Origin of the sequence: Methylobacterium organophilum (assembly GCF_022179465.1) — a bacterium.
Lineage (GTDB): Bacteria > Pseudomonadota > Alphaproteobacteria > Rhizobiales > Beijerinckiaceae > Methylobacterium > Methylobacterium organophilum.
Genome location: NZ_BPQV01000004.1, coordinates 142301 through 161086, shown reverse-complemented (window position 1 = coordinate 161086; position 18786 = coordinate 142301). Strand labels below are relative to the sequence as shown.

At 70.7% G+C, this 18786-nt stretch carries 15 protein-coding genes and 1 pseudogene; 9 read left to right on the top strand and 7 right to left on the bottom strand.

What is annotated here, in order from left to right:
• Nucleotides 1-121: 121 nt before the first annotated feature.
• Both MFF21_RS08235 and MFF21_RS08230 read right to left on the bottom strand, forming a co-directional pair.
• Nucleotides 122-1411, bottom strand: a complete 1290-nt coding sequence (locus MFF21_RS08235; protein ID WP_238310666.1) for an N-acetylmuramoyl-L-alanine amidase — start codon at nucleotides 1409-1411, stop codon at nucleotides 122-124.
• Between the two features lie 112 nt (nucleotides 1412-1523).
• A pseudogene (locus MFF21_RS08230) lies at nucleotides 1524-1712 on the bottom strand (chromate transporter); the annotation flags it as partial.
• 565 nt (nucleotides 1713-2277) lie between these two features.
• Here MFF21_RS08230 and MFF21_RS08225 point away from each other — a divergent pair.
• Both MFF21_RS08225 and MFF21_RS08220 read left to right on the top strand, forming a co-directional pair.
• On the top strand, nucleotides 2278-5235 hold the full coding sequence (locus tag MFF21_RS08225) for an Rne/Rng family ribonuclease (protein WP_238310665.1): 2958 nt from the start codon (nucleotides 2278-2280) through the stop codon (nucleotides 5233-5235).
• A gap of 410 nt (nucleotides 5236-5645) precedes the next feature.
• Nucleotides 5646-6944 carry a methyl-accepting chemotaxis protein gene (locus MFF21_RS08220; RefSeq protein WP_238310664.1) on the top strand — a complete coding sequence of 433 codons (1299 nt, stop codon included), beginning with the start codon at nucleotides 5646-5648 and terminating at the stop codon, nucleotides 6942-6944.
• Nucleotides 6945-7006: 62 nt separating this feature from the next.
• Here the strand turns inward: MFF21_RS08220 and MFF21_RS08215 are convergent, their stop codons facing one another.
• Nucleotides 7007-8113: a pyridoxal phosphate-dependent aminotransferase gene (locus MFF21_RS08215; protein WP_238310912.1), complete on the bottom strand. Its 1107-nt coding sequence runs from the start codon at nucleotides 8111-8113 to the stop codon at nucleotides 7007-7009.
• Nucleotides 8114-8401: 288 nt separating this feature from the next.
• Between MFF21_RS08215 and MFF21_RS08210 the strand changes: the two genes are divergently transcribed.
• From MFF21_RS08210 to MFF21_RS08185, 6 genes are all read left to right on the top strand, one after another.
• Nucleotides 8402-9208, top strand: coding sequence for a DsbA family protein (locus MFF21_RS08210; RefSeq protein WP_238310663.1), 807 nt, complete (start codon nucleotides 8402-8404; stop codon nucleotides 9206-9208).
• Nucleotides 9209-9315: 107 nt separating this feature from the next.
• Nucleotides 9316-9786, top strand: coding sequence for a type II 3-dehydroquinate dehydratase (gene aroQ, locus MFF21_RS08205; protein ID WP_238310662.1), 471 nt, complete (start codon nucleotides 9316-9318; stop codon nucleotides 9784-9786).
• Between the two features lie 7 nt (nucleotides 9787-9793).
• Nucleotides 9794-10270, top strand: a complete 477-nt coding sequence (gene accB, locus MFF21_RS08200) for an acetyl-CoA carboxylase biotin carboxyl carrier protein (RefSeq protein WP_238310661.1) — start codon at nucleotides 9794-9796, stop codon at nucleotides 10268-10270.
• A 10-nt stretch (nucleotides 10271-10280) separates the two neighbouring features.
• Nucleotides 10281-11633: an acetyl-CoA carboxylase biotin carboxylase subunit gene (gene accC / locus MFF21_RS08195; RefSeq protein ID WP_238310660.1), complete on the top strand. Its 1353-nt coding sequence runs from the start codon at nucleotides 10281-10283 to the stop codon at nucleotides 11631-11633.
• A gap of 363 nt (nucleotides 11634-11996) precedes the next feature.
• On the top strand, nucleotides 11997-14126 hold the full coding sequence (locus MFF21_RS08190; RefSeq protein WP_238310911.1) for a carbohydrate porin: 2130 nt from the start codon (nucleotides 11997-11999) through the stop codon (nucleotides 14124-14126).
• A gap of 134 nt (nucleotides 14127-14260) precedes the next feature.
• The gene (locus MFF21_RS08185) at nucleotides 14261-15319 is read left to right on the top strand and encodes a GGDEF domain-containing protein (RefSeq protein WP_238310659.1); all 1059 of its coding nucleotides are present in this window, start codon (nucleotides 14261-14263) and stop codon (nucleotides 15317-15319) included.
• 85 nt (nucleotides 15320-15404) lie between these two features.
• Here the strand turns inward: MFF21_RS08185 and MFF21_RS08180 are convergent, their stop codons facing one another.
• Nucleotides 15405-15785, bottom strand: coding sequence for a HesB/IscA family protein (locus MFF21_RS08180; protein WP_238310658.1), 381 nt, complete (start codon nucleotides 15783-15785; stop codon nucleotides 15405-15407).
• A 179-nt stretch (nucleotides 15786-15964) separates the two neighbouring features.
• On the opposite strand from MFF21_RS08180, the gene MFF21_RS08175 reads away from it, so the two are divergent.
• Nucleotides 15965-16534 (top strand): Uma2 family endonuclease, encoded by a 570-nt coding sequence (locus tag MFF21_RS08175; RefSeq protein WP_238310657.1) that lies wholly within the window; start codon nucleotides 15965-15967, stop codon nucleotides 16532-16534.
• A 4-nt stretch (nucleotides 16535-16538) separates the two neighbouring features.
• Here the strand turns inward: MFF21_RS08175 and MFF21_RS08170 are convergent, their stop codons facing one another.
• From MFF21_RS08170 to MFF21_RS08160, 3 genes are read right to left on the bottom strand one after another with little or no spacing between them, the layout of a single operon-like run.
• Nucleotides 16539-16922: an SUF system Fe-S cluster assembly protein gene (locus MFF21_RS08170; protein ID WP_238310656.1), complete on the bottom strand. Its 384-nt coding sequence runs from the start codon at nucleotides 16920-16922 to the stop codon at nucleotides 16539-16541.
• Between the two features lie 56 nt (nucleotides 16923-16978).
• Nucleotides 16979-18223, bottom strand: coding sequence for a cysteine desulfurase (locus MFF21_RS08165; RefSeq protein WP_238310655.1), 1245 nt, complete (start codon nucleotides 18221-18223; stop codon nucleotides 16979-16981).
• The gene (locus MFF21_RS08160; RefSeq protein ID WP_238310654.1) at nucleotides 18220-18675 is read right to left on the bottom strand and encodes an endonuclease domain-containing protein; all 456 of its coding nucleotides are present in this window, start codon (nucleotides 18673-18675) and stop codon (nucleotides 18220-18222) included. The genes MFF21_RS08165 and MFF21_RS08160 overlap by 4 nt, the downstream gene beginning before the upstream one ends.
• Between the last annotated feature and the right edge of the window lie 111 nt (nucleotides 18676-18786).

Below are 18786 nucleotides of genomic sequence, written 5' to 3'. Positions count from 1 at the left end.
CGCCGGGCCGGCGAAAACCGGCCGTGGATCGGGCTCTCGGCAATCCCCTCGCGGACCGCCGCCGGGAAGCGGCGGCGACGACCGGGCGGGGCCCTTTCACGGTCCCCGTATCACACCTGTTCTATGGTGAAACTGGGGCGATGCGGCCGGCATTGGTCGCCTCGGCCCGGCGCGAGGCCTGGGGGCCGGGCCGCGACAGGGTGGCGCGCCCGGAGAAGAACTGGTCCACCGCCTTGGCCATGGAGCCGGTGACGCTGGCCCGCCAGCTCTCCGATTGCAGCTTCTCGAGGTCGCTCTTGCTCGAGAGATAGCCGAGCTCGACCAGCACGGAGGGCACGTCCGGCGAGCGCAGCACCACGAAGCCCGCCTCGCGATGGGGCTTGCTGCTCATCTCCATCACCGGGGCCATCTCCCCCATCAGGCGCCGGGCGACATTGCCGGAGAAGGTCCGGGTCTCGCGCAGGGTGAGCTCCTGCAGGATGTCGGTCACGTCCCCCGGGCCCGTGCCGGAATCGGTGCCGGCGGAGGCGTCGGCCTTGTTCTCGCGCTCGGCCAGCCGGGCGGAGGCCGCGTCGGTCGCCTTCTCGGAGCCCGTATAGATCGTGGCCCCCTTCACCTGGGGGGCGGAGGAGATCGAATCGGCGTGGATCGACACGAACAGGTCGGCCTTGGCCTCCCGGGCGATGCGCACCCGCTCGGCAAGCGGCACGAACACGTCGCGGTCGCGGGTCATGCGGATGCGGTAGCGGCCCGAGGCGCCGAGCTGCGCGGCCAGTGCCTGGGCGAAGCCGAACACGATGTCCTTCTCGAAGGCGCCGGTGGCGGCGATCGCCCCGGGATCGGTGCCGCCATGGCCGGCATCGATCACGATGAGCGGGCGGCCGTCCCCGGTCTCGGGGGCCACGGCGGCCCGCGCGGAGGGCGCGGGATCGCTCGCCACGGCGGCCTTGCGGAAGACCTCGCGCTCGACCCGCTTGAAGGTGAGGCTGAGGAGCACCGCTCCGTCGGGCTTGCGCGTCTCCGTCTCGATCCGGTCGACGATCGCCGGCCCGGCGAGATCGACCACGATCCGCGAGCGGCCCGGCGCGAACAGGCCGTAGCGGTAGGAGGCGACGAGCCCGTCGCGCTTGCGCCCGACTTCGGGGGGAAGCTGGAAATTGACTTCCGGCAGGTCGATCACGGCCCGGTCCGGCCGTTCCATCACGAAGGCCCGCGGCTCGACGGGCTGCGACAGGGTGAGGGTGAGCTTCGTGGTCGGACCCTGCGAGGCGAGCTCCGCGCCGATCGCGACGGCGCGCAGCGTGTCCTGCGCGCCGGCGCCGCCGGAGGCGCAGAGGGGCCCCACGAGCGCCAGCGCCCCCAACAGGAGGGCGGCGCGAAGGGAGCGGGCGAGGCGAGAGCGTGGCTGCATCGTTCGGCGACGTGTCCCGGTCCTTCCGATAGGGGATACGGCCAGGATGGTTAACCGTTCCTCACCCCCGCCCGGGCGATCCGTCCGGCGTTGTTGTCTCGGGGTGACAGGGCTCCCCGATCCAGCGCCGCTCCTCCACCAGGATGCGGTGCATCACCGCGATCTGTCCCGCCGGCCCGCCGAAGCTGAGGAGCGCGATCCGCGCCCAGACCCGCGCGGCCTCCGCGAAGCCGACGCCGTGCTCCGGGCCGGACGGGAAGGGGTGGGTGCATGGGCGGCACGGCAGGCTCGGCCCGGACATCCCCGGCCGGCCTGCCTCTTTGCCGAGCAAGGAAAGCTTGCAATATCCCGGTGTCGGTCTGTAATGATAGGGACCCCATTTCGAAGCACGCGCATTTCGCGGCTTCGGGAGGCCCGGGTCCGCCTCGAAGCGCCCTCCTCGCTCCTTCATCAGCAGCGTCCGACGGCGCTTCCCGGCATCCGGGCGGGTGTCGGCGATGCGTCCTTTTTTCGGGCGCGGCGCCCAGTATCGATTCGGGCCCGAAACGGCCCCCTGTTTCGCGAGGCCGGACAAACGATGGGAGGACGCACAGCAACGGCTGCCGCTGCTCGTGCCTCAACCGTGCGTGTCACCACGTGCGCGGCGCTTCGCGCCGCTCCTTCCGTCGTCCCGGCCAGTTTCAACCCCAGGCGCGCCGATGCCCGGCGCCGTACGGCGGTTGACGGCAATCCCCTCCCCTCCTCCCCCGCGGCCTCGGCGACGAGGCCGGCACGGGCGTTCCTCCGCAGGGCCTCGAGGCCCGGAGATGCGCCGCCGGGGCGCGGCTCAAGGTGTGCGACGTCGGCCGCCATGTCGAAAGTTCGTCATGGCCAACAACAAGATGCTCATCGATGCGACGCATCCGGAGGAGACCCGGGTCGTCACGGTCCACGGTTCTAGGGTCGAGGAGTTCGACTTCGAGGCCGCCAACCGCCGGCCTCTGCGTGGCAACATCTATCTCGCCAAGGTGACGCGGGTGGAGCCTTCGCTCCAGGCTGCCTTCGTGGAGTATGGCGGCAACCGCCACGGCTTCCTCGCCTTCAACGAGATCCACCCCGACTACTACCAGATCCCGATGGCCGACCGCCTCGCCCTGATCGAGGCGGAGGCGCGCGAGGAGGCGGAGCACAACGAACGCGAGGAGCGCCGCTCGCGGGGCCGGCGGTCGCGCGGCCGCCGGGCCGAGGTCGCCTCCGCCCGCTCCGACGAGACCGTGAGCGCCAGCGACGCGGCCGAGGACACGGTCGAGGCCGCCGCCGAGACCACCGCCGAGATCACGGTGGACGTGGCCGCGGAGGGCACGCCCGTCGCGTCGGCCGCGCCCGACGAGGCGGCCGTTCCCGCCGAATCCGAAGCGGCCGAGGCCGGCGAGACCGCCGCGGCGCTTCCGGAATCCGTGATCCCGCCCGCCCCCGAGCCGGCGCCCGCCGTGTCCGACGCGCCGGAGAGCCCCGCGGGCGAGACGTCCGCCGAGGCGGCGCCCGAGCCGGTGGTCGCTGCCGCCGAGGAGAGCGTCGCCGAGGAGACCGCCTCCGAAGAGACCGCTTCCGAGGGCGAGGACTCCGACGAGGACGCCTCCGACGAGGACGACGAAGAGGACGAGGACGAGTCGGATGACGAATCCGACGAGGAGTCCGACGACGAGGACGATGAGGACTCCGACGACGAGGAGTCCGAGGACGAGGACGGCGAGCCCAAGATCGCCCAGGTCGGCGGCGCGGGCGACGCGCTTGCCGAGATCCCGGAGCGTCCCCGCCCCTATCGCCGCCACTACAAGATCCAGGAGGTGATCAAGCGCCGCCAGATCATCCTCGTCCAGGTCGTCAAGGAGGAGCGCGGCACCAAGGGCGCGGCGCTGACCACCTATCTGTCGCTCGCCGGCCGCTACTCCGTGCTGATGCCGAACACCGGCCGCGGCGGCGGCATCTCCCGCAAGATCACCTCCGCCGCCGACCGCAAGCGCCTGAAGGAGGTCGTGGCCGATCTCGACGTGCCGGAGGGGATGGGCGTCATCCTGCGCACGGCGGGCGCCTCGCGCACCAAGCCGGAGATCAAGCGCGACTTCGAGTACCTGATGCGCCTGTGGGAATCGGTGCGCGAGCTGACCCTCGCCTCCACCGCCCCGGCGCTGGTCTACGAGGAGGGCTCGCTGATCAAGCGGGCGATCCGCGACCTCTACAACAAGGACATCGACGAGGTCCTCGTCTCTGGCCCCGACGCCTATCGCGAGGCCAAGGACTTCATGCGGATGCTGATGCCGCAGCAATCCAAGGTCGTGAAGCCCTATACCGAGCAGACGCCGATCTTCGCCCGCCACGGCGTCGAGCAGCAGCTCGACGCGATGTTCTCGACCCACGTGGCGCTGAAATCCGGCGGCTACCTCGTCATCAATCCGACCGAGGCGCTCGTCTCGATCGACGTGAATTCGGGACGCGCCACCCGTGAGCACGACATCGAGGACACGGCGCTGAAGACGAACCTGGAGGCGGCCGAGGAGGTCGCCCGGCAGGTGCGCCTGCGCGATCTCGCCGGCCTCGTCGTGATCGACTTCATCGACATGGAGGAGAAGCGCAACAACCGGGCGGTGGAGAAGCGCCTCAACGAGGCCCTCAAGAACGACCGGGCCCGCATCCAGGTCGGCCGGATCTCGCCCTTCGGCCTCCTCGAGATGAGCCGCCAGCGCATCCGCACCGGCGTGCTCGAATCCTCGTCGATCCCCTGCGCCCATTGCGGCGGCTCGGGCTTCGTGCGCGCGACCTCCTCGGTGGCGCTGCACATCCTGCGCTCGATCGAGGAGGCTTTGCTCAAGTCCTCGACCCACAACCTGATCCTGCGCACCCGCACCGAGGTGGCGCTCTACATCCTCAACCAGAAGCGGGCGCATCTGCGCGATCTGGAGCTGCGCTTCGGCGTCAGCATCACGATCGCCGCCGACGAGCGGCTCGCCGCCACCGCCGCCTTCCAGCTCGATCGCGGCGAGCTCGCGGTCCGCGACGCGGCGCCGGCCACCGGCGTGCGCGCGGCGGTGGTCTCCCCGGTCTACGAGCTCGAGGAGGAGGCCGAGGACGAGGAGAGCGCCGAGGGCGAGGTCGAGGCCGGCGAGGACGAGGAGGGCGCCGAGGCGCGCGACACCGCATCCAACGACGAGGGCAACCGCCGTCGCCGTCGCCGTCGCCGCCGTCGCGGGGGCCGTGCCGGCCAGGACGACGGGCCGCGTGCCGAGGGCCAGGACGACGGAGAGTCCGACGAGGAGGACGGCCAGGAGGAGCCTCAGGACGCTCGTTCCGACGAGCTCCGGGACGAGGAGGGCGGCGAGTCCGCCGGCACCTCCGGGGAGGAGGCCGACGAACCGGCCGCGCAGGCCGAGGCCGGCGGCAACGGCGAGGGCGGCAATGGCCGCCGCCGGCGGCGCGGTCGCCGGGGCGGCCGGGGCCGGGAGCGCGGCGAGCGCGAATCCCAGGACGGGGCCGAGGGCGACGAGGCGGCCGCTGCCCTGTCGGCGGAGGAGCCGGTCGAGGCCGCGGCGATCGAGGCGGTTGCTGCCGATCTCGGCACCACGGATCCCGACACGGCCGGCCAGACGGCGGTCGAGCGGCCGGTCGCCGAGGCCGAGGTTGCCGCGGTGGTCGCGCCGCCGGCCGCGGATGCGGAGCCCGAGAAGGCCGAGCCCGCGCCCGAACCGGCCCCCGAGCCGGTCGCGGTGGTGCTCACCCCAGCCGATCCCAACCGTCCCAAGCGGGCCGGCTGGTGGTCCCGCACCAAGGCGGCGCTGACGGGCGAGTAAGGCGCTCTTCGCGCCCGCGACATCTCGGGTGTTCGAGGTGTCGCGGGCGCTCGGGCCGAAGGCCGCGAACGGTCCCGCGGCGCGCGGCGGGCTCCGCGCCCGTTCGCCGACCTCCCGACAGGTCTTCGGGCGGTCGCGCGCCCACCTCCTCGCGCGATGCGTCTGTCTCGGCATCGCGCCGCAGCGATCCCCGCGCCGGGGCGCTCGACTTGCACCTACAAGTCATTTGAAACTGTTCTGGCAGCTTAACCGGGAATTTAGCAATGCTTGGCATTGTCTGAAATCAGACGTGCCCATTTAGGATTGCCATTTCTGTCCTAGGGGGGCGTCGGACAGATCATGGAGCGCGGCCGAAGCCCGGGCATATCGGGACTGGCACGCGGCCCATACTCGGATGGAGTCGCCCTTCGATGCTTCGCCTGTTCCGTCCCAAACAGGCCGCCCCGTCCATGCAGGACGTGGCCGCACTGCCGGAAGCCGTCGCCGCCGCCCCGCCTCCCGTCGCGCTTCCTGTTGCCGCGGAATCGAGCGCCCGGGAGATCGAACGGCTGCGCCGTCAGGCCGCGATCTCGGCCGAAGCCTCCGAGGCCGGCATGGCGATCGGCTGGATCACCCACGACGCCGCCCAGATCGCCGATCAGGCCCGCACCATCGCCGCGGCCGGCGAGGAGGTCTCCGCCTCGACCGGCGAGATCGCCCAGCGCTCGCAATCCGCCGCGGTCACCGCGGAGCGGGCGCGCAGCGGCATCTCCGAATGCGTCGCCGACATGGCGATGGCCAGCGAGCGCATGAAGGGCATCGAGGTGAGCGCCGGTGAGATTGCCGCCTGCCTCGCGGCTTTCGAGCGCGCCGCCTCCCAGATCGAGGAGATGGCCACGGCGATCGCCGGCATCTCCGCCCAGACCAACCTGCTCGCCCTCAACGCCACCATCGAGGCCGCCCGCGCGGGCGAGGCCGGCCGCGGCTTCGCCGTCGTCGCGGGCGAGGTGAAGGCCCTCTCCGGCCAGACCGCCAAGGCGACCGACGAGATCCGCGGCCGGCTCGCCGGCCTGCGCGGCGAGCTCAGCGCCATGCAATCCGCCGTGGGGCAGACCCGCGAAGCGGTCGCCGCCGGCGCCGGCGCCATGGCCCGGGCCAATGCCCGGGTCGAGGCGGAGAGCCTGGCGGTCGCCGAATCCGCGGGCGAGATGCGCGCCCTCGCCGACGTGATGGAGCAGCAGAAGCTCGCCGTCGCCGAGATCTCGTCGAGCGTCGAGCGCATCGCCACCGGCACGGACAAGGCCCGCGGCGAGATCGCCGACGCGATCGGCCGCCTCACCACGCTGGAGACGATGAGCCTCGACGCCTTGTCCAAGGGTGTCGAGGCGGGGCTGCCCGGCGCCCGTCTCGCCCGGCTGCCCGCCGATCTCGGCGCCTGGCGCCGCCACATGGCCGCCGTCCTGGTCGGGCTCAAGCCGGCGAACGCCTCCGCCGCGGTCTGCCCCGGCGGCGAGGCCGGGCTGGAGGAGAGCCTGCGCCGGATCGTGGCCGCGGCCGCGAAATCCGCCGCCGCCACGGTCGAGCAGGTCAAGGCGTCCGACTGGGGGGCGGCCACCGAGTCCTTCCGCGCCTTCGAGGCCGCGGCCAAGGAGGCCGCGACCCTCGCCGGGGCGACGGCCCCCAAGGGCTTGGCGCCCGAGACTCTGGCGCCCGAGACCCTGGCCGCCTGATCCGCGACCGGCGAGAGAACACGGCGCCCCCTTCGCCGCGGCGAAGGGGGCGTTTCGCGTTGTTAGCGCAGCCAGTCCCGCAGGCGCCGCACCGCCTCCTCGCATTCGGCCGTCGCGCCGGCGAAGGAGAACCGGACGTGGTGGTGGCCCTCGTCGGGGTCGAAATCGAGGCCCGGGGTGGCGGCCACCCCCGCCTCGTCCAGCATCCGCCGGCAGAAGGCGCGGGCGTCGTTGGTGAGCCGCCCGACATCGGCATAGAGATAGAAGGCCCCGTCGACGGGGTGCACCTCGCCGAGGCCGATCGCGGGCAGCGCGTCGAGGAGGAGCGCCCGGTTGCGCGCGTAGCCGTCCCGGATCGCGTGGGTCTCGTCGAGGGCGTCGAAGGCCGCCAGAGCCGCGACCTGCGAGAGATAGGGCGCGGAGATGTAGAGGTTCTGGGCGAGCCGCTCGACCGGGCGCACGAGCTCTTCCGGCACGACCATCCAGCCGATGCGCCAGCCGGTCATGCAGTAGAATTTCGAGAACGAGTTGATGATGACGGCGCGCGGGTCGAATTGCAGCGCGGTCGCCGTCGGCACCCCGTAGCTGAGCCCGTGATAGATCTCGTCGGAGACGAAGGGCAGGCCGAGATCGGCCGCGGTGACGCAGAGCTCCGCCAGCCGGGCCGGATCGATCACGGTTCCCGAAGGATTGGCCGGGCTCATCACCAGCACGCCGGAGAGCGGGTTCTCCGCATGGGCCGCGCGGATCAGGTCGCCCGTCGGCGCGAAGCGGTCGGCCCTGCGCAGCACCAGGGGTGCGGGCACGAGGTCGAGGGCGGTGAGGATGTTGCGGTAGGCGGGATAGCCCGGCTGCGGCACGCCCACCCGCGCCCCGGCCTCGAACAGGGCGAGGAAGGCGAGCACGAAGCCCGCCGAGGAGCCCGTCGTCACCACCACCCGCTCCGGGGCGACCGCGACGCCGTAGGTCTCGGCGTAGTGGCGGCCGATGCGCTCCCGCAGGGCCGGCAGGCCGAGGGCTTCCGTATAGGGCATGCGCCCGTCGGCGAGGGCGGCCTGGGCGGCGGCGATGACCGGCCGCGGGGCCGGGGCCGAGGGCTGGCCCACCTCCATATGCACCACGTCGACGCCGCTGCGCCGCTTGGCGGCGGCCGCCGCCATCACGTCCATGGCGAGGAAGGGCGCCACCGCCGCCGCGCGCCGGGAGATGGCGAGGGCCGGGCGGTCGAGGGTCGGGTCGCAGCGCACGCTGTCGGGCTCCGTGGGAAGGCGGCCGGGGAAGGAGGCCAGAGGCGCGGCCTAGCGCCGATGGGGCCGGGGCTCAATTCCCGTCGCGCCGAAACCGGGCCGCCGGAATTTGCCGCCCGCCGCGAAAACGCCTAACCCCGTGCCTACACGATGAGTCAGGGCCGCCCCGCGTTTCGCGAGAAGGGCCGCCCGGCGCTTCCGAGGACATCGATGCCCCTGTTCCGCTCCGTCTCCGCCCTCGCGCTGCTCGCCGTCCTCGGCGTTTCCGCGCCCGCCGCCGCGCAGGAACCCGCCCAGACCGCCGCGCAGGCGGCCCAGGAGAGCGCGCCCTTCACGGACGCGCAGCGCAAGGCGATCGAGGCGATCGTCAAGGACTACCTCGTCAAGAACCCGGAAGTGCTGCAGGAGGCGATCGCCGAGGGCGAGCGCCGCGCGCAGGAGACGCAGCGCCTCGCCCAGGCCGCCGCCATCAAGGAGGCGCGGGAGGCCCTGACCAACTCGCCCAACGGCGTGATCGCGGGCAATCTCAACGGCGACGTCACCTTGGTCGAGTTCTTCGACTACAATTGCGGCTATTGCCGGAAGGCCTTCTTCGACCTCCAGGCGCTGATGAAGTCCGACCCGAAGCTGCGCGTCGTGCTGAAGGATTTCCCCGTGCTCGGCGCGGAATCCCTCGAGGCGAGCAAGCTGGCGCTCGCCGCCAAGCTGCAGCTCAAGGGCGACAGGATGTTCGACTTCCACGGCAAGCTCCTGGAGAGCAAGGGCCGCGTGAACGGGGAGCGGGCGCTCGCCCTCGCCAAGGAATTCGGCCTCGACCTGGAGAAGCTGAAGAAGGACGCGCAGGGCCCCGAGGTGAAGGCGGCGCTCGCCGAGAACATGGGCCTCGGCGACAAGCTCGGCCTCTCGGGCACCCCGGCCTTCATCGTCGGCGAGGAGATCCTGCCCGGTGCGGTCGGCCTGGAGCCGATGAAGAAGACCGTCAACGACGTGCGCCAGTGCGGCCACGCCAGCTGCTGAGGATCCGGGCGGGCGACTTGTCGCGGGCTTCGCCGGTCGTCTAAGACCGCGGCTCGCCAGGGGGCATGCCCGCCTCCGCACGAACCGGAGCCTTCGAACCCGGTCCCATGATCGCCATTCACGTTCTCAACGGGCCGAACCTCAACCTTCTCGGGCGCCGCGAGCCCGGGATCTACGGGTCCGCGACCCTCGCCGATATCGAGCGGGAGCTGCGCGGCCGGGCCGGGGGGCTCGGCGTGGCCCTGAGCTTCCGCCAGAGCAACCACGAGGGCGAGCTCGTCACCTGGGTTCAGGAGGCGGGCGCGGCCGGCGCTGGCGTGCTCCTCAATGCGGGCGCCTATACCCACACCTCCATCGCGCTCCGCGACGCGATCGCCGGGGCCGGGGTCACCGCCGTCGAGATCCACCTCTCGAACGTGCATGCCCGGGAATCCTTCCGCCACGTCTCGATGATCGCCCCGGTCTGTGCCGGGGTTGTCTGCGGGTTCGGCGCCTACAGCTACGTGGCCGGGCTCGACGCCCTGACCCATCTCCTGCGCGGGCGCGCCGCGCCCCGATCCACTTCCCAAGAACGCTAAAGAGCCGATGGCCAAGAACGACCCCTTCGATCCCGAGCTCGTGCGCGAGCTCGCCAAGATGATCGCCGAGACGGGCCTGAGCGAGATCGAGGTCGAGAAGGGCGACCTGCGCATCCGCGTCGCCCGCACGCCGGAGCCGGTCTCGGTGCAGGTGGCGAACGCGGTGCCCGCCCCCGTCCTCGCCGCCGCGGCCCCCGTCGCCGCGCCCGCCCCGGCGCCGGCCGTGCCGGCCAAGGCCGGGGCCGGCCATCCGGGCGCCGTGCCCTCCCCCATGGTCGGCACCGCCTATCGCCGCCCCTCGCCCGACGCCAAGCCCTTCGTCGAGATCGGCGCCAAGGTGCAGGCCGGCGACAAGCTCCTGCTCGTCGAGGCGATGAAGACGTTCAACGAGATCGTGGCGCCGCGGGCCGGCACCGTCACCGCGATCTTCATCGAAGACGGGCAGCCGGTCGAGTACGGCGAGCCCCTCCTCGTCCTCGAGTGACCGGCGGCCGATGTTCGACAAGATCCTGATCGCCAATCGCGGCGAGATCGCCCTGCGCATCCTCCGGGCCGCCAAGGAGCTCGGCATCGCCACGGTCGCCGTGCATTCGACGGCCGATGCCGATGCGATGCATGTGCGGCTCGCCGACGAGAGCGTCTGCATCGGGCCGCCCGCCGCGCGCGACAGCTACCTCAACATCCCGTCGATCATCGCGGCCTGCGAGATCACGGGCGCCGACGCGGTGCATCCCGGCTACGGCTTCCTCTCGGAGAATGCCCGCTTCGCCGAGGTGCTGGCGCATCACAATATCGGCTTCATCGGCCCCAAGGCCGAGCATATCCGGGTGATGGGCGACAAGATCGAGGCCAAGCGCACCGCCAAGCGCCTCGGCATTCCCTGCGTGCCGGGCTCGGAAGGCGGCGTCACCGATGTCGAGGAGGCCAAGAAGGTCGCCGCCGAGATCGGCTATCCGGTCCTCGTCAAGGCGGCCTCCGGCGGCGGCGGCCGCGGCATGAAGGTGGCCCGCACCGAGGCCGACCTGGAGCAGGCCCTGGGCATGGCCCGCACCGAGGCCAAGGCCGCCTTCGGCGACGACGCGGTCTATCTGGAGAAGTATCTGGAGAAGCCCCGCCACATCGAGGTGCAGATCCTCGGCGACGGCCAGGGCAACGCCGTGCATCTCGCCGAGCGCGACTGCTCCCTGCAGCGGCGCCACCAGAAGGTCTGGGAGGAGGGCGGCTCCCCCGTCCTCAACGAGGCGATGCGCGCCGAGATCGGCGGCGTCTGCGCCCATGCCATGCGCGAGCTCGGCTATCTCGGCGCCGGCACCATCGAGTTCCTCTACGAGGACGGGCGCTTCTACTTCATCGAGATGAACACCCGCATCCAGGTGGAGCACCCCGTCACCGAGATGATCACCGGGATCGACCTCGTGAACGAGCAGATCCGGGTCGCGGCCGGGGGCGGCCTCTCCGTCGGCCAGGACGACATCAAGGTCGAGGGCCACGCCATCGAGTGCCGGATCAATGCCGAGCATCCGGCGACCTTCCGGCCCTCGCCCGGCACCATCACCTATTACCATCCGCCGGGCGGCCTCGGGGTGCGCGTCGATTCCGCCGCCTTCCAGGGCTACCGGATCCCGCCGAACTACGATTCCCTCATCGGCAAGCTGATCGTGCATGGCCGCACCCGCAACGAGTGCCTGATGCGGCTGCGGCGGGCGCTGGACGAGTTCGTGGTCGACGGCGTCGACACCACCCTCCCCCTGTTCCGGACCCTGGTGCGCAACCAGGACGTTCTGAACGGGGCCTACGACATCCACTGGCTCGAGGGCTTCCTGGAGCGCGAAGCGGCCGGGGCCTGAGGCCGCTGGCCGGGATCGCCGACATCGTTGAGGCGGTGAAAGAGCTTTCCCGCCCAATCGCCTGATCTTCCTCTGACCTTTTCAGGTTGCGACGCCGCCGATCCTCCGGGTCGGACGGCCTGTCCCCATGCCTGGAGCAGGCCGCCGCCCGGTCCGATGCGACCTTCGGGCGACACTCTCCCACCGCCGCGCACCCGGTCCGACATGGATGATGGCGCTGTCATCGCATTGTCGGCAAACACCGTTGTGGTCGCAACGGAGCGCGCGGTGGCCGAGCGATAATAAGACAATTGTATGATTTATAGCTTGTGCTATGTCTGACGGCGGTTACGCGCGAACGGACGAGTCTTGAGGGTGGCGGGCATGGTCATGGCCGGAGGCGGGCAGCGGGCGGCACGGGACAGGAGGCGCGCCCGCCCCCTTTCTCTCCCCCTCCCCCTGCTTCTCGTCGCCGTCTCCGCGCCGGCCCTCGCGGCCGACCCCGCCGCGGTGAAGGCGCCGGACTTCGTGGACTGGTCGGGTGGCTATGCCGGGATCGAGGGAAGCGCCGGCGCGTCCTTCGGGGCCTTCGGCTTCGGGCCGACGCGGGTCGGCGGTCGGAGCGTGGGCGCTTTCCGGACGGGGGATTCCACCGGCAGCGCCGATCTCGGCCGGGATGCGACCACGGCGGTGGGCGGGGGCTTCGCCGGCTGGAACTGGCAGACGGGCCCCTATGTCTACGGCCTGGAAGCGGATCTCGTCGGCACCAACCTGAAGCGCGCCGTCTCCTCCGCGGTCCCCGGCCTCGGCTACGAGGATCTCGGCACGGCCTTCCCGGTCATCCGCGAGAAGACCGACCTGATCGGCGCGGCGCGCCTGCGGCTCGGCTACGCCTTCGGTGCCAATCTGGTCTATGCCACGGCCGGCCTCGCCGCGGCGAACGGCCGGGTGCTCGCCACCTATCCGGATCTCGCCGGGGGCACGGTGGCGACGCCCTCCCGCGACGTGTCCTATCTCGGCTTCACCCTGGGCGCGGGCGTGCAGTTCGCGGTCTCGCCGCACCTCTCCCTCGGGGTCGATTACCGCTACAGCGATCTCGGCGCGAGCGGGCGCTTCGATCTGGGCGTGCTGCCGGGCGCCGCCGGCGGCCCGATCTCGACCCGCAGCCACTTCGTCTCGAACGAGATGATGGCGCGCATCATCTGGCATCCCGAGGCTCTGGCGCTGCCCGCCGACGAGCCCGTCGATGCGTCCCCCGGCAGCGAGCGGCGCTTCTCGCTTCATGGGCAGGTCACCTTCGTCAACCAGGGCGTCAGTGGCTTCCGGGAGGCTTATCGCGGTCCCAACAGCCTGATCCCCGACCAGGCCCAGGCGACCACCACCGGCACGGCCTTCCTCGGGCTGAAGCTGTGGGAGGGGACGGAACTCTACTACAACCCGGAATTCAGCCAGGGCTTCGGCCTGTCGCGGACGCTGGGCGTGGCCGGCTTCGTCAACGGCGAGGCGCAGAAGGCGGGCGCGCCCTTCCCGAAGCTGCGCTCCAACCGCTACTTCCTCCGCCAGACCTTCGGCCTCGGCGGCGGCACCGAGGAGGTGCCGGACGCGCCGAATTCCATCGCGGGCAGCCGCGACGTCGAGCGCATCACCGTGGTGTTCGGCAAGTTCGCCCTCGGCGATTTCTTCGACGGCAATGCCTATGCCCACGACCCCCGGGTCGATTTCATGAACTGGGGCCTGTGGGGCTCGGCGGCCTACGACTTCCCGGCCAACCTCCCCGGCTACACGCAGGGGCTGATGGTGGAATACAACCGCGCCGAATTCGCCCTGCGCGCCGCCTATACCCAGGTGCCGAAAGAGCCCTCCAGCGACGTGCTCGACCCGCGGGTCTTCGAGCGGGCCGGCACCACGGTGGAATTCGAGGAGCGTCACACCCTTCCCGTGCTGGAGCAGCCCGGCAAGCTGCGCGTCGGCGTCTTCTCCAATGTCGGCAACACCGCCGATTATCGGCAGGTCGTGGCGCTGACGCAGGCCGGCCTGTTCGCCGACATCAACGACGCCGCGGCGGCCACCCGCGCCCCCCGGCGCAAGAGCGGCGTCTATCTCAACCTCGAACAGGCGCTCACCGCCGATCTCGGGCTGTTCGCCCGGGCGAGCTGGGGCGACGGCCGCAGCGAGAACCTGTCCTTCACCGATGTCGATTCCTCGGTCTCCGGCGGCCTGTCGCTGCGCGGCACGGCCTGGGGGCGCCCCTCCGATACGATCGGCATCGGCGCCTCGCAGAACGGCCTCTCCCCCGCCCACCGCGCATTCTTCGCCCATGGCGGCCTCGGCCTCCTCATCGGCGACGGGCGGCTGACCTACGCGCCGGAGCGGGCCGTCGAGGTCTACTACGCCCTGAGCCTGACCAAGGCCGTCACGCTGAGCCTCGACTACCAGCATGTCGAGAACCCCGCCTATAACCGCGACCGGGGTCCCGCCGACTTCCTGGGCACGCGCCTGCACGCAGACTTTTAGGCGGCCCTGGTCCCTTCGGTACGGTAAAGTCCTCAAGAGCGGGGGACGAACTTAACGCAACATCCACACTCGCTGTTCCATTGTTTCCCGGGGGCAGCGAGGGGCTTCCTCGTGGTGGATGCGGATAAAGCCGGATGAGCGAGGCACCCGTTGATCGTGACCGCAGCTTTGCGCTGGGGCAGCGCAGCTTCGAGCTGATGCGCGACTACGGGGCTTCGGCCTCGCCCCGGGCCTACTCCGTCTGGTACGCCTATGTGGCGGGCACGCATCCCCTGATGAACGATGCGATCAAGCGGCTGACCACGCAGAACGGCAGCCTCAGCGACGCCGATGTCGATCAGCTGTTCCAGGACTTCCTGGGGGGCCGTCGCATGGCCGGGGAGGCGGACCGCACCTCCGCCAGCCTGATCGCCGAGGTCGAGGGGATCATGGAGATGATCGATCTCTCCCTCGGCGCCACGGCGCAATACGGCGAGTCCCTGCGCGTGCTCTCCCATGACCTCGCCGGGGCCGCGACCAACCGCAACCGCCTGCGCGAGATCGTGGCGACGCTCATCGCCGATACCCGCGACGTGGCGGCGAGCAACCGGACCCTCGAGGCGCGCATGCGCGAGAGCCGCAAGGAGGTCGAGTCCCTGCGCGAGACCCTCGCGGTGGCGCGGATCGAGAGCCTGACGGATCCGCTGACCGGGCTCGGCAACCGCAAGGCCTTCGAGGAGGCGCTGCAGCGGGACATCGACGCCGCGCCCCCCGGCCGGCCGGTGAGCCTGATCGTGATCGACATCGATTTCTTCAAGCGCTTCAACGACCATTACGGTCACCTGACCGGAGACCAGGTGCTCCGTCTGGTCGCCATCGTGATGCGCGAGCATGTGCGCTCGCCCAAGGCCACCCTCGCCCGGTTCGGCGGCGAGGAATTCGGCGTGGTGCTGCCGGAGACGGACCGGGCCGCGGCCCGCGAGATCGCCGAGAAGGTGCGCAGCAGCGTCATGGGCCGCGAACTCGTGAAGCGCTCCACCGGCGAGTCGCTCGGCAAGGTCACGATCTCCCTGGGCATCGCCCAGCGCCAGACCGAGGACAATTCCGTTTCCCTGCTGGAGCGGGCGGATACCTGCCTCTTCGCCGCCAAGCGCGCCGGCCGCAACCGGGCGATCGACGACAGCCAGAAGCAGGAACTGTCGGCCGTCGCCTGAGCGTGGGCCGGGCGTCTCGGCCCGGACAGTCCCGTGAGATCGAAGCCCGCCCTCGTCCGGGGCGGGCTTTGTCTCGTTCGTGGCGTCAGGCGGCGCCGGCCGCGGACAGGCGGTCGGGCGTGGCCGGGGTGATGGCGACGGATTCGCCGCAGCCGCAGGCCGAGGTCTGGTTCGGGTTGTTGAACACGAACTGCGCCGAGAGCTTGTCGGTCTTGAAGTCCATCTCGGTCCCGAGCAGGAACAGCACTGCCTTGGGATCGATGAACACGGTCACGCCGCGGTCCTCGACCATGTCCTCGCCGGCTTTCCGCGCTTCGGCATATTCCATCGTGTAGGACATGCCGGCGCAGCCGCCGTTCTTCACGCCGACCCGCAATCCCGCGATCGGCCGGTCGGCCTCCGCCATGATCGCCTTGATCCGCTCCGCTGCCCGGTCGGTCAGCGAGATCACCTTGAAACCTGACATCGTGGTCGCTCTCCTGCAGCCGGGTTCAAGGCCCGGGCGGGTGAGGGTTTTCGGATCCCGAAGAGATAAGCACTCCCGGGGCGGGGGTCCACCGGGAGACCCGGTGCGCCGACCGATTGCAGCCGTGCTATGCTGAATCGGTGACGGGGCGAGCGATGGCCGAACCTGCAAGGCGGCGGATGACGCCGGAAGAGTTCTTCGCGTGGCAATCCACCCAGGACGGGCTCTACGAGCTCGTCGATGGCGTGCCTGTGCCGCATGTGAAGATGATGGCCGGGGCAAGCGCCCAGCACGACCGCACGGTCGTCAACATCATCATCAGCCTCGGTGTCCAGTTGCGCGGAAGCGGCTGTCGCCCGACCACCGACGATCTGGCGCTGCGCACCGGCATCGCCACGATCCGCCGTCCCGACGTCACCGTGGAATGCGGCGACCTCGTCCGCGATAGCTACGAGAGCCGCTTGCCGCGCCTCGTGGTCGAGGTGCTGTCGCCCTCCACCACCAATATCGACCGCTTCCGCAAGCTCGACGAGTACCGGCGCCATCCGAGCCTCGCTTCCATCCTCCTCGTCGAGACGCGCTTCCCGAGTGCCGTGCTCTATCGACGCGCGGGGGAGGGCTGGGCGGAAGAGAGCTTCGAAGCGCTCGACGCCGTGATCGACCTGCCTGCCATCGGCGCACGGCTTGCGCTCACCGACATCTACGAGGATGTCGGCTTCGAGCCGGGGCGCGCGATCCCGACGCGGTGACGCGCTACCACATGTCGAGGGCGATGCGGGCCTCGTCGGACATGCGGCTCTGGTCCCACGGCGGGTCGAACACCATCGTGACCTGGCAGGACTGCACGCCCGGCACCGCGGCCACCGCATTCTCGACCCAGCCCGGCATCTCGCCGGCCACGGGGCAACCCGGGGCGGTGAGCGTCATGTCGATCAGCACCCGGCGGTCGTCCTCGATCTGCACCCGGTAGATCAGGCCGAGCTCGTAGATGTCGGCGGGGATCTCGGGGTCGTAGACCGTCTTGAGGGCGGCGACGATCTCGTCGGTCAGACGGTCGATCTCCTCGGCCGGGATCGCCGCGGCGGCCGCGAGGGCGGGGGCGTGGGTGCCGCCGGTGATGGTGGCGTCGGTGCTCATCGGTTCTCTCCTCCGGCCGCCGCCCGTTCGGGGCGGGGCCGAAATATGAAGGACGTCTAGGCGAACAGCATCTCGGCCCGGGTCAGGGCTTCGGCGAGCGCGTCGATCTCGTCGGTCGTATTATACAGGCCGAACGAAGCGCGACAGGTCGAGGTGACGCCGAAGCGGGCGAGAAGCGGCATCGCGCAATGGGTGCCGGCCCGCACGGCCACGCCCTGCCGGTCGATGATGGTGGCCACGTCGTGGGCGTGGGCGTTCTTCATCTCGAAGGCGATGACGCCGCCCTTGTCCCGGGCCGTGCCGATCAGCCGCAGCGCGTTCATGGCGCCGAGCCGCTCCTGGGCATAGGCGGTCAGCATGGACTCGTGCGCAGCGATCTTGTCGCGGCCGAGCTTCATCATGAATTCGAGCGCGGCGCCGAGGCCGACCGCCTCGACGATGGCCGGCGTGCCCGCCTCGAAGCGGTGGGGCGGGTCGTTGTAGGTGATCGCGTCCTGGCTGACCGTCCGGATCATCTCGCCGCCGCCCTGGTAGGGAGGCAGCCGCTCCAGCCACTCCTTCTTGCCGTAGAGCACGCCGATCCCGGTCGGCCCGTAGACCTTGTGGCCGGTGAAGACGAAGAAGTCGCAATCGAGCGCCTGCACGTCGATCGGACGGTGGACCGCGCTCTGCGCCCCGTCGAGCAGCACCGGCACGCCGTGGGCATGGGCGATGCGCACGATCTCCTCACCGGGCGTCACCGTGCCGAGCACGTTCGACATATGGCTGATCGCCACCATCTTGGTGCGGGGCGAGAACAGCTTCTCGTAGTCCTCGACCAGGAAGTTGCCGTCGTCGTCGACCGGCGCCCACTTGATGACCGCCCCGCGCCGCTCGCGCAGAAAATGCCAGGGCACGATGTTGGAGTGATGCTCCATGATCGAGAGGATGATCTCGTCCCCCTCCCCGATCAGCCCGGCCCAGCCCATGGACGAGGCGACGAGGTTGTAGGCCTCGGTGGCGTTGCGGGTGAAGATGATCTCGTCCGTCGAGCGGGCATTGAGGAACTGGCGCGTGGTCTCGCGGGCGCCCTCGAAGCCTTCGGTGGCGGCATTGGCCATGTAGTGCAGGCCGCGATGCACGTTGGCGTAGCCGGTCTGCATGCAGGAGACCATGGCGTCGATCACCGCTTTCGGCTTCTGCGCCGAGGCGGCGTTGTCGAGATAGACCAGCCGCTTGCCGTAGACCTTCTCCGACAGGATCGGGAATTCGGCCCGGATCGCCTCGACGTCGTAGGGCGTGGCGGGGACGGGTGCGTTCATGAAAGGGCGCTCGCGCGTCGTATCCCTCCCCCCTCTGCGGGGGAGGGTGCCTCGCGGAGCGAGGCGGGAGAGGGGAAACCCCGGTCATCGATGGCCGCGCCGACGGCGTCCATCACCGCACCGAGATGGCTCAGAACGAGGTCGGTGGAGAAGCGCAGCACGAGGAAGCCCTGACCTGTCAGCCAGGCATCACGAGCCGCGTCGCGCCGGCGGCGATCTTCAGCCTCATGCACGGGACCGTCGATCTCGACGATCAGACGCGCCGAGGCGCAGAAGAAATCGGCGATGAAAGGGGCTATCGGCACTTGGCGTTTGAACTTGGCGCCACGGAAGCGCCCGCCGCGCACCTGCACCCAGAACAGGGCCTCGGCACGCGGCATGTCCCTGCGCTGCGCACGGGCAAAGCCGCGCAGGCGGGGCGAGACCTCGTTGAGCTTGGGACGCGTATCCATGATCCGCTTCCGTTTCCGCAAAACCCCTCTCCCCTCCGCGGGAGAGGGTGGCCCCGAAGGGGGTCGGGAGAGGGGAGCGCCACTTCCGGAAGGATCTGAGCCCGCCCCTCT

Excerpts from the sequence above, each read along its gene's own strand:
- MFF21_RS08235 (WP_238310666.1), bottom strand. The coding sequence starts at position 1,411 with ATGCAGCCACGCTCTCGCCTCGCCCGCTCCCTTCGCGCCGCCCTCCTG.
- MFF21_RS08225 (WP_238310665.1), top strand. The coding sequence starts at position 2,278 with ATGGCCAACAACAAGATGCTCATCGATGCGACGCATCCGGAGGAGACC.
- MFF21_RS08220 (WP_238310664.1), top strand. The coding sequence starts at position 5,646 with ATGCTTCGCCTGTTCCGTCCCAAACAGGCCGCCCCGTCCATGCAGGAC.
- MFF21_RS08215 (WP_238310912.1), bottom strand. The coding sequence starts at position 8,113 with ATGGACGTGATGGCGGCGGCCGCCGCCAAGCGGCGCAGCGGCGTCGAC.
- MFF21_RS08210 (WP_238310663.1), top strand. The coding sequence starts at position 8,402 with ATGCCCCTGTTCCGCTCCGTCTCCGCCCTCGCGCTGCTCGCCGTCCTC.
- aroQ (WP_238310662.1), top strand. The coding sequence starts at position 9,316 with ATGATCGCCATTCACGTTCTCAACGGGCCGAACCTCAACCTTCTCGGG.
- accB (WP_238310661.1), top strand. The coding sequence starts at position 9,794 with ATGGCCAAGAACGACCCCTTCGATCCCGAGCTCGTGCGCGAGCTCGCC.
- accC (WP_238310660.1), top strand. The coding sequence starts at position 10,281 with ATGTTCGACAAGATCCTGATCGCCAATCGCGGCGAGATCGCCCTGCGC.
- MFF21_RS08190 (WP_238310911.1), top strand. The coding sequence starts at position 11,997 with ATGGTCATGGCCGGAGGCGGGCAGCGGGCGGCACGGGACAGGAGGCGC.
- MFF21_RS08185 (WP_238310659.1), top strand. The coding sequence starts at position 14,261 with ATGAGCGAGGCACCCGTTGATCGTGACCGCAGCTTTGCGCTGGGGCAG.
- MFF21_RS08180 (WP_238310658.1), bottom strand. The coding sequence starts at position 15,785 with ATGTCAGGTTTCAAGGTGATCTCGCTGACCGACCGGGCAGCGGAGCGG.
- MFF21_RS08175 (WP_238310657.1), top strand. The coding sequence starts at position 15,965 with ATGACGCCGGAAGAGTTCTTCGCGTGGCAATCCACCCAGGACGGGCTC.
- MFF21_RS08170 (WP_238310656.1), bottom strand. The coding sequence starts at position 16,922 with ATGAGCACCGACGCCACCATCACCGGCGGCACCCACGCCCCCGCCCTC.
- MFF21_RS08165 (WP_238310655.1), bottom strand. The coding sequence starts at position 18,223 with ATGAACGCACCCGTCCCCGCCACGCCCTACGACGTCGAGGCGATCCGG.
- MFF21_RS08160 (WP_238310654.1), bottom strand. The coding sequence starts at position 18,675 with ATGGATACGCGTCCCAAGCTCAACGAGGTCTCGCCCCGCCTGCGCGGC.